The organism is Amycolatopsis sp. NPDC059027 (assembly GCF_042739735.1).
GTDB lineage: Bacteria > Actinomycetota > Actinomycetes > Mycobacteriales > Pseudonocardiaceae > Amycolatopsis.
Window position 1 is genome coordinate 12,659 of sequence record NZ_JBHYIK010000109.1, and the last position, 8,354, is coordinate 21,012.

General features: G+C 70.8%; 8 protein-coding genes. 2 read left to right on the forward strand and 6 right to left on the reverse strand.

Features of this window, described 5'->3' with window-relative positions; genetic code table 11:
• Positions 1-96: 96 nt before the first annotated feature.
• On the reverse strand, positions 97-585 hold the full coding sequence (locus ACFWY9_RS42080) for a helix-turn-helix domain containing protein (protein ID WP_378327018.1): 489 nt from the start codon (positions 583-585) through the stop codon (positions 97-99).
• Between the two features lie 133 nt (positions 586-718).
• Between ACFWY9_RS42080 and ACFWY9_RS42085 the strand changes: the two genes are divergently transcribed.
• Together ACFWY9_RS42085 and ACFWY9_RS42090 are read left to right on the forward strand one after the other, a co-directional pair.
• Positions 719-1,435, forward strand: coding sequence for a DNA alkylation repair protein (locus ACFWY9_RS42085; protein ID WP_378341508.1), 717 nt, complete (start codon positions 719-721; stop codon positions 1,433-1,435).
• A gap of 316 nt (positions 1,436-1,751) precedes the next feature.
• Positions 1,752-2,864, forward strand: a complete 1,113-nt coding sequence (locus ACFWY9_RS42090; RefSeq protein WP_378341509.1) for a S1 family peptidase — start codon at positions 1,752-1,754, stop codon at positions 2,862-2,864.
• Between the two features lie 65 nt (positions 2,865-2,929).
• On the opposite strand, the gene pheT is transcribed toward ACFWY9_RS42090, so the two are convergent.
• The 5 genes from pheT to rpmI form a co-directional block, all read right to left on the reverse strand.
• Positions 2,930-5,503, reverse strand: coding sequence for a phenylalanine--tRNA ligase subunit beta (pheT, locus tag ACFWY9_RS42095; RefSeq protein ID WP_378327021.1), 2,574 nt, complete (start codon positions 5,501-5,503; stop codon positions 2,930-2,932).
• Positions 5,504-6,571, reverse strand: a complete 1,068-nt coding sequence (pheS, locus tag ACFWY9_RS42100; protein ID WP_378327022.1) for a phenylalanine--tRNA ligase subunit alpha — start codon at positions 6,569-6,571, stop codon at positions 5,504-5,506. It lies immediately after the preceding gene.
• Between the two features lie 189 nt (positions 6,572-6,760).
• Positions 6,761-7,600 carry a TrmH family RNA methyltransferase gene (locus tag ACFWY9_RS42105; protein ID WP_378327117.1) on the reverse strand — a complete coding sequence of 280 codons (840 nt, stop codon included), beginning with the start codon at positions 7,598-7,600 and terminating at the stop codon, positions 6,761-6,763.
• Positions 7,597-7,974, reverse strand: coding sequence for a 50S ribosomal protein L20 (gene rplT / locus ACFWY9_RS42110; RefSeq protein ID WP_009079612.1), 378 nt, complete (start codon positions 7,972-7,974; stop codon positions 7,597-7,599). The genes ACFWY9_RS42105 and rplT overlap by 4 nt, the downstream gene beginning before the upstream one ends.
• A gap of 67 nt (positions 7,975-8,041) precedes the next feature.
• Positions 8,042-8,236 (reverse strand): 50S ribosomal protein L35, encoded by a 195-nt coding sequence (gene rpmI / locus ACFWY9_RS42115; protein WP_378327023.1) that lies wholly within the window; start codon positions 8,234-8,236, stop codon positions 8,042-8,044.
• Positions 8,237-8,354 lie beyond the last annotated feature (118 nt).

Consider the following 8,354-nt stretch of genomic DNA (forward strand, 5'->3'; position numbering starts at 1 on the left):
GGCTGCCCCCCCCCCCCCGTGGCCCCGGTGGTTGGCCAGAAGGGGCTGTCCGCCCGCTTAGGGGGATGTCCCCGCCCCCACCCGCGGCGTCGCGCTCTAGTCCACAGCGCCTCCCTCGGACTCGCTACGGCGGCTGGGCGGAGCCGGGAGATATTCGCCAGGATGCTCCGGATCGCAGCCGACCCGGGGCAGCCGTGCGCGAATCCCGCCCGGCGTCCGCTCGAAGTGCCGGGCGATGTCCTCGACGCTTTCGCCCGCCAGCCACCGGTTTTCCAGTTCCGCGTCCTGCTCTTCGGTCCACGGCCTGCCCTGCCGGGCGGGCCGGTCCCGCACTCTTCGGCGCGGCGGACCGCCCGCCCCGCCGAAGGCATACAGGCTCGTGGCGAGGAGATCCGCCACCGCGGGCACGGCTTCGACGTCGAGCTCGAGCCGCCCGTCGGCGACCTGTTCTCCTTCCGGCCCCGTCGCGCCCACGGTGATCGTCACCCGGGGTTCGGCACGGTCGCCGCTACGCGTCGCGACCGCGATCTGATACGTGGTGTTGCCCTGCCGGACCTCGGTCCGGTGTTCGTCGATGATCGTCATGCCGTGAAGCTAGCGCGCACCCCCGACAATTTTCGCTCACCCTCGGCGCACACCCGACCGCGTTCCGAAATTGTCGGCCCCTTCGCCTACCGTCGCGGACGACGACCGGGCACCCGGTTCGAAAGGAGCACACATGGGCGCGGACCAGCGGCTGATCTCGGCCGTCCGGAACGGGCTGGCCGCGTTGGCCGATCCGGTGAAGGCACCCGCCATGCGGGCGTACATGAAGTCGGCGATGCCGTACCGCGGGGTGCCGAAACCACCGCGCGCCGGTTTGCTGAAACTGATTCTCGCCGAGCACGTCCTTCCCGACCGGGAAACGTTCGCGGCGACGGTCCGCGCGTTGTGGCACGAGGCCGAATACCGCGAGGAGCGGTATGCCGCCATCGATCTCACCGGCCATCGCGCCTACCGGCACTGGCAGGGCCCGGAGCTGCTCGGGCTGTACGAGGAGATGATCGTGACCGGGGCGTGGTGGGACTACGTCGACGAACTGGCCGCCCGCCGCGTCGGCCCGATCCTGCGTGGCGCTCCCGCGGCGGTCACCCCGGTGCTGCGCGCCTGGGCGATCGATCCGGACCTGTGGCGCAGACGCACCGCGATCATCTGCCAGCTCGGCGCGAAGGAGGCCACCGACACCGAACTCCTCGCCCGCGCCGTCGAGGCCTCGATCGGCGAGAAGGAGTTCTTCCTCCGCAAGGGCATCGGCTGGGCACTGCGGGACTACGCGAAGACCGCGCCCGGCTGGGTACGATCCTTTGTGGACGATCATCCCGAGCTGTCCGGGCTGTCCCGCCGGGAAGCGCTCAAGCACCTCGGCACCGGCGAGGAGGCAGGCCGTGCCCGGTGAGCGTTGTTTCGCGAAGAGACTGCGCTGTCCGGGTTCCCTTACTTGCCCGATCCGGTGACAATTGCGGTGCGACGATCCAGCAGCACGGGGAAAATCCGGGGGCCGCACCACTGCCAGGCGCTGGAGCAAAAGAGGCCACGCGTCACTCCTGTGAGGGATCGAGCGGGCCGGTTATGACTTATCGACGCGGCATTCGAGGGGCCCGAATATGCTCAAACGGCGCTATTCGAGCGGAAGAGGACCGGCGTAACGTCGTTGAGCGCTCGCAGTTCTGCTCCGCCCGTTTTCTCGATTCCTGTTTCTCTCGGAGGATTTTGTGAATCGGTTTCCGCTTCGCACCGTTGCCGCACTGTTCGGCGCCGCGATCGCCGCGGCCGCCTTCGCGACACCGGCGGCCGCCACCGCTCCGGACCTGACCGAGACGTCCGGTCCGGCCGCGCTCGCCGCCGCGCAGACGTCGCTGCGCGCTTCGCTCGGCGCCGGTTTCGCCGGTTCCTGGCTGGATCCGGCGACCGGCGTCTTCGTCGTGGGCATCACCGACGCCACGCGCGCGGATCAGGTCCGCACCGGTGGCGGGGTACCGAAAGTGGTACGGCACAGTGCCGCGGACCTGACGGACATTCAGTCCACATTGGATCGAAGAGCAGCGGACACCGCCACCGCGGTGCCCGCCTCGGTGACCGGATGGTACGTCGATGTTCCGCGCAACGAGGTGGTGGTCGACGTGCTGGACAACGATGCCGCGGGCTTGGCCTGGGTCGCCGCCGCCGGCGCGTCCTCGCTGCGTGTCCGGCCGGTCGCTCAGGCACCACGTCCCCTGTGGGCCGTCATCGGCGGCCAGGCGTTGTACTTCGCCAAGGGCCGGTGTTCGGTGGGCTTCACCGCCCACGACGCCCATGACGACCTGTTCGTGATCACCGCCGGGCACTGCACCGATCTCGGCGGCACGGTCAAGGGCACCGGCGGGACCATCGGCAAGGTCGCCAAGTCCTCCTTCCCCGGCAACGACTACGGCACCGTGAAGGTGACCGAGGACGACGTTTCGACCCCACCGCGAGTCGACCGCTACGGAGCAGGCTCGGACGTGCGGATCGACGGTAGCGCCGTGGTCGGCGTCGGCGGCCGGGTCTGCCGGTCCGGCTCCACCACCGGCTGGCACTGCGGCCACGTGGAAGCGACGGGCCAGACCGCGAACTACGGCCACGGCAACATCGTGTACGGCCTGACCCGGACGGACGTCTGCGCGGAGCCCGGTGACTCCGGCGGGTCGTTCGTCAGCCGGCCGTCCTCGGGTTCGGGCACGAAGCACGTGACAGCCCAGGGAATGCTCTCGGGCGGTTCCGGTAACTGCTCCGACGGCGGCGCCACGTACTTCCAGCCGGTCAGGGAAGTACTCGACCGGTACGACCTGACCCTCGAATCCGACTGAGGCCCGGGACGATCATCCCGCCCGTGGGGAGGACGACACGACCGTCCTCCCCACGGGCCGGGCACTCAGGCGCGGATGGTGGCGCCGAACCGCTCGCCCGCCGCGGCCACGGCGGCATCGCGCGCTTTGGTGGCCTCCTCGACGGTCAGCGTCCGGTCCGGTGCCCGGAACCTCAGGTTGTAGGCCAGCGAACGGTTTCCCTCGCCGACCTGCTCGCCGGTGTAGGCGTCGAACAGGGTGATGTCCTCGAGCAGTTCACCCGCCCCGGTGCGCAACGCCTCGGCGAGATCGGCCGAGGGCACGTCCTCGGCGGCGACCAGCGCGACGTCGAGCAGTACCGGCGGATAGCTCGACACGCTCGGCGCCGGGCGCGAGTCCGGCAGCGGGATCGCGTCGAGATCGAGTTCCATCGCGACGGTGCGCGGCGGCAGGCCCAGTGCCTCGACCACCTTCGGGTGCAGCTCGCCGGCGTGCCCGACGGGCCACTCCCCCACCTTCAGCTGAGCGCAGCGGCCGGGGTGGAACGGCGGCAGATCGGCGGCGGCCACGGTCAGCTCGACCCCGGCCGCCTCGGCGACCGTCCGCGCGGCCTGCACCGCGTCGGCCCAGTTCGCCTGCTCGCCCTTGCCCCACCAGCCCGCTCGCTGCCGCTGTCCGGCCAGCACCACGCCGACGTGCAGCGGCTGCATCGGCACCGCGGCTTCGAGCACAGCGAGTTCCTCGTCGGAGGGCCGCCGGTCGACACCCAGTTCCGGCACCTTCACCGGGTTCGGCGCCTGCAGCACGACTTGCCCGATGTGGAACAGCGCGACGTCCTTCATGCCGCGGGAAACGTTGCGCTGCAAGGTGTCCAGCAGGCCGGGCAGCAACGTCGTCGCCAGCTGGTCGCGGTCGGCCTCCAGCGGATTGCGCACCCGCACGGTCTTGCGGCGCACGTCCTCGGCGGACAGCCCGAACGCATCCCACACCGCCGCGCCGACGAACGGGAACGGCAGTACCTCGACGTACCCGGACTCGGCCAGCGCACGCGCCACACCACGGCGGCGACGCTGCCGTTCGGTGAGCCCGCGGCCTGCCGGCGCGGCGGGCAGCGTGGACGGGATGCTCTCGTAACCTTCCAGCCGCAGGACCTCTTCGACGAGGTCCGCGGGCTGCACGAGGTCACCGCGCCAGCTCGGCGGGATCGCGGTGACGAGCGCGACCCCGTCGTCACTGGTGCTGACGGCGACCTTGCAGCCGATCTGGGCCAGCCTGCGGACCGTCACACCCCGGTCGTACCGGACCCCGGCCACCTGATCGGGCAAGTTGATCGGCATGGTCACCGGCGGGTTCGGCTCGACGCCGCCCTCATCGGTGCGACCCGGCTGAATCGAACCGTCGCCGTACTGGCGCAGAAGCTTCGCGGCCAGTTCGACCGCGACGGCGCACAGCTGCGGGTCGGTGAACCGCTCGAACCGCTTGGCGGCTTCGGAGAAGAGCTTGTGCCGCCGCGCGGTGCGGCTGATCGACGCGGGATCCCAGTGCGCCGCCTCGAGCAGCACGTCGGTGCTCTCCGGCGTGATCTCGGTGCTCGCCCCGCCCATGGTGCCCGCCAGCGAGATGACGCCGGAGTCGTCGGCGATCACCACGTCGTCGGCGTCGAGCACGCGCTCGGCATCGTCCAAAGTGGTCAGTTTCTCGCCCGGTTTCGCCTTGCGCACCACCAGTTCGCCCTGGACCGAACCGGTCGCGAACGCGTGCAGTGGATGCCCGAGCTCGAGCATGACGTAGTTGGTGACGTCGACCGCGAGCGAGATCGACCGGATCCCGGACAGCATCAGCCTGCGACGCATCCACCACGGGGTCGGGGCGGTGGCGTCGAGGTCCTTGACGCGGCGCAGGACGAACCGGCGGCAGCCCTCGGTGTCCTCGACGCGCACCGGCCAGGCGTCGCGGTCGGCCTCCGGGACCTCCCGCTGACCGGGGTCACCGAAGGGCACGTCCAGCGCGTTCGACAACTCCCTGGCCAACCCGCGAATCGACAGCGCGTAGCCGCGGTCCGGGGTCGGTGTCACCTCGATGACCGTGTCGTCCAGCCCGAGCAGCTCCCGCGCGTCGTCGCCGGGGCTCGCGGTCCCCGGCGGCAGCACGAGGATGCCGGCGTGGTCGTCGCCGATGCCGAGTTCACGCGCCGAGCAGATCATGCCGTCGCTGGTGCGGCCGTAGGTCTGCCGCGCGGTGATGGCGAAGTCGCCGGGCAGCACGGCACCGGGCAGCGCGACCACGACGAGGTCGCCCTCGTCGAAGTTGCTGGCGCCGCAAATGATCCCGCGGGTCTTCAGCCCGTGCGGGCCCTCGTGCTCGAAGGGGCCGTCCTCGTCGTCGTCCTCGTCTTCGGCGCCGAGCGCGGTCTCGTCGGCGGCGGTCTCGTCGGCGGATTCGCCGACCTCGACCCGGCAGAACCGGATCGGCTTCTTGAACTCGGTCAGCTCCTCGATCTCGGCCACCCGGCCGACCACCAGGGGGCCGGTCACCGGGCCGAGCCCGCTGACGTCGTCGACCTCGATGCCGATCCGCACGAACGCGTCGACCAGATCCTGGGGCGTCACTTCCTCGCTGACGTCGAGGTGCTCCGTCAGCCAGCTCACCGGAACTCGCACTTACGCCTCCGTTCCGAAGGGAAGGGTGAACCGAACGTCGCCCTCGACCATGTCCCGCATGTCGGGGATGCCGTTGCGGAACTGCAGGGTGCGCTCGATGCCCATGCCGAACGCGAAGCCCGAGTACACCTCGGGGTCGACCCCGCAGGCACGCAGGACGTTCGGGTTGACCATGCCGCAGCCACCCCATTCGACCCAGCCGGGCCCGCCCTTCTTCTCCTCGAACCAGACGTCCACCTCGGCCGAGGGCTCGGTGAACGGGAAGAAATGCGGCCGCAGCCGGGTCTTCGAGCTCTCGCCGAACATCGCGCGGGCGAAGGCGTCGAGGGTGCCCTTCAGATGGGCCATCGTGATGCCCTTGTCCACGGCGAGGCCCTCGACCTGGGTGAACACCGGGGTGTGCGTGGCGTCCAGTTCGTCGGTGCGGTAGGTGCGGCCGGGGCAGACGACGTACACCGGCAGATCGCGGTGCAGCAGCGTCCGGGCCTGCACCGGCGAGGTGTGCGTGCGCAGCACCAGCCCGGAGTCCTCGTCACCGACGTAGAACGTGTCCTGCAGCTGCCGTGCCGGGTGGTCCTTGCCGAAGTTCAACGCGTCGAAGTTGAACCACTCGGCCTCCAGTTCCGGGCCCTCGGCGACCTCGTAGCCCATCGCGACGAAGGCGTCGGCGACCCGCTCGGAGACGGTGCTGATGGGGTGCCGGGCACCGCGCGGGATCCGGTCCCACGGCAACGTGACGTCGACCGCTTCCTCGCGCAGCACGCGCTCGTCGCGCTCGGCCTGCAATTCGGCGCGGCGCTTGTCGAAGGCGGCCTGGATGGCCTGGCGCGCTTCGTTCACGCGCTTGCCCGCCTCGGCCTTCTCGGTCTTGGGCAGGGCGCCGATCTCCCGGCGGGCGAGCAGCAGCGGTGACTGGTCACCGAGGTGCGCAGGCTTCACGGCGGCCAGCTCGTCGAGCCCGGCCGCGGCCGCGAACTCCGTCTCGGCGCGCTCGACGGCCCCCCGCAAGGTCTCCGGGGCGAGCGCAGCCACGGGCTGGGCATCCTGCTTGTCGTTGGCTTCGGACATAACTCCTCGGCGTCCGGCTGGACTGGTCGGGCCGTGTGGCGACGGCCCCGCCGCACACGCTGAATCTTCAAGCGGGGGAATTCTATGGGATCCCATCGGTGACCGGCCCGTCGCCCTTGGCAGGCCCCTCGGTGGTCACCAAGGGATGAACACACCGGTCGGATAGCACCGAGGGCACACCGCCGGGTGCTACCCGTTCGGCTGACGCGAGGCCATCGCCGTGGTGTAGACGCACACCGCGGCCGCCGTCGCCAGATTCAGGCTCTCCGCCCGCCCGTACAACGGAATCCGCACGGCGAGATCGGTGGCACCGAGAACTTCGGCGGGCAGGCCGTGCGCCTCGTTGCCGAACACCCACGCGGTCGGCGGTGCGAGGTCGACGCGGTCCAGCTCGGTCTCGGCGTAGCCGTGCGCGGCGAGGGTGCGCAGCCCGGCTGACGAGCATGCCTCCAGCGCGGCGGAGACGTCGCGGACCCGCGCGATGGCCGGGTGGAAGAGGCTGCCCGCGGCGGCGCGGACGCATTTGCCGTTGTGCGGGTCGACGCTGTCGCCCGCGAGGACCACCGCGTCGGCACCGGCGGCGTCGGCGACGCGGATCACCGTGCCCGCGTTGCCGGGGTCGGCGACGTCGACGAGGACGACGACCAGCCGCGCACCGGCCGCCACGACCGTCTCGAGTGGACGGTCGACGAGGGCGCAGACGGCGACGATCCCTTGCGGGGTCACGGTTTCGGAGAGTCCGTCGGCGGCGCGGTCGGTGATCGGCGAGACCGGGACACCGGCCTCGTCCGCCACCGCGAGCAGGTTCCCGTGCTGCGCCGCCGCTCGTTCGGTGACGAACAGTTCGTGGACCGTGCCGCCACCGTCCCAGGCGTGTGCGAGCGCGGCTTCGACCGCGTTGGCGCCCTCGGCGAGGAACCGGCCGGTCTTGTCGCGTTCCGCGCGCCGGGTCAGCTTGCGCGCAGCAACGACCCGGGGGGTCCGTTCGGTGAACGGAGCCGCCCCGGGCCGGGAAAACGGGCTGCTCAGGCCGACTTCGCTTCGCCGGTCGTCACGTTCGCCTTGGCCAGCTCGGCCAGCGCGGTGAACGCGGCGGCGTCGTTGACCGCCAGGTCGGCGAGGATCTTGCGGTCCACCTCGACACCGGCGGCCTTGAGGCCCTGGATGAAGCGGTTGTAGGTCACGCCGTTGGCACGGGCCGCCGCGTTGATCCGGGTGATCCACAGCTGGCGGAAGTCACCCTTGCGGGCGCGGCGGTCCCGGTAGGCGTAGTTGAGCGAGTGGAGCGTCTGCTCCTTGGCCTTGCGGTACAGCCGCGAACGCTGGCCGCGGTAACCGCTGGCCAGTTCGAGAGTTGCGCGACGCTTCTTCTGGGCGTTGACCGCCCGCTTGACGCGTGCCACGGGTCCATCCTGTCAATCTCGGGGGGCGCACCCACGCCCCGGGGTGTTCAGAGCAAATGCATTGAGGTCAGCGGCCGAGCAGGCGCTTGACGCGGCCCACGTCGTTCTTCGCGACCTCGGTGGTGCCTTCGAGGCGCCGGGTGAGGCGGCTGGACTTCTTCTCCAGCAGGTGGCGACGGCCGGCCTTCTGGCGGCGCAGCTTGCCCGTGCCCGTGACGCGGACTCGCTTGGACGTCCCGCTGTGCGTCTTCATCTTCGGCATGTTCGTTGTGTCCTCTTCCGTGCGGCGGGGGGGCCGGGGGGCCCCGGGGGGCGGGAAGAAGTGGTGGTGGGGGCGGGTTGATTGCACCCCCAGTATGAACAAGAGGGCGGGGGTGGCA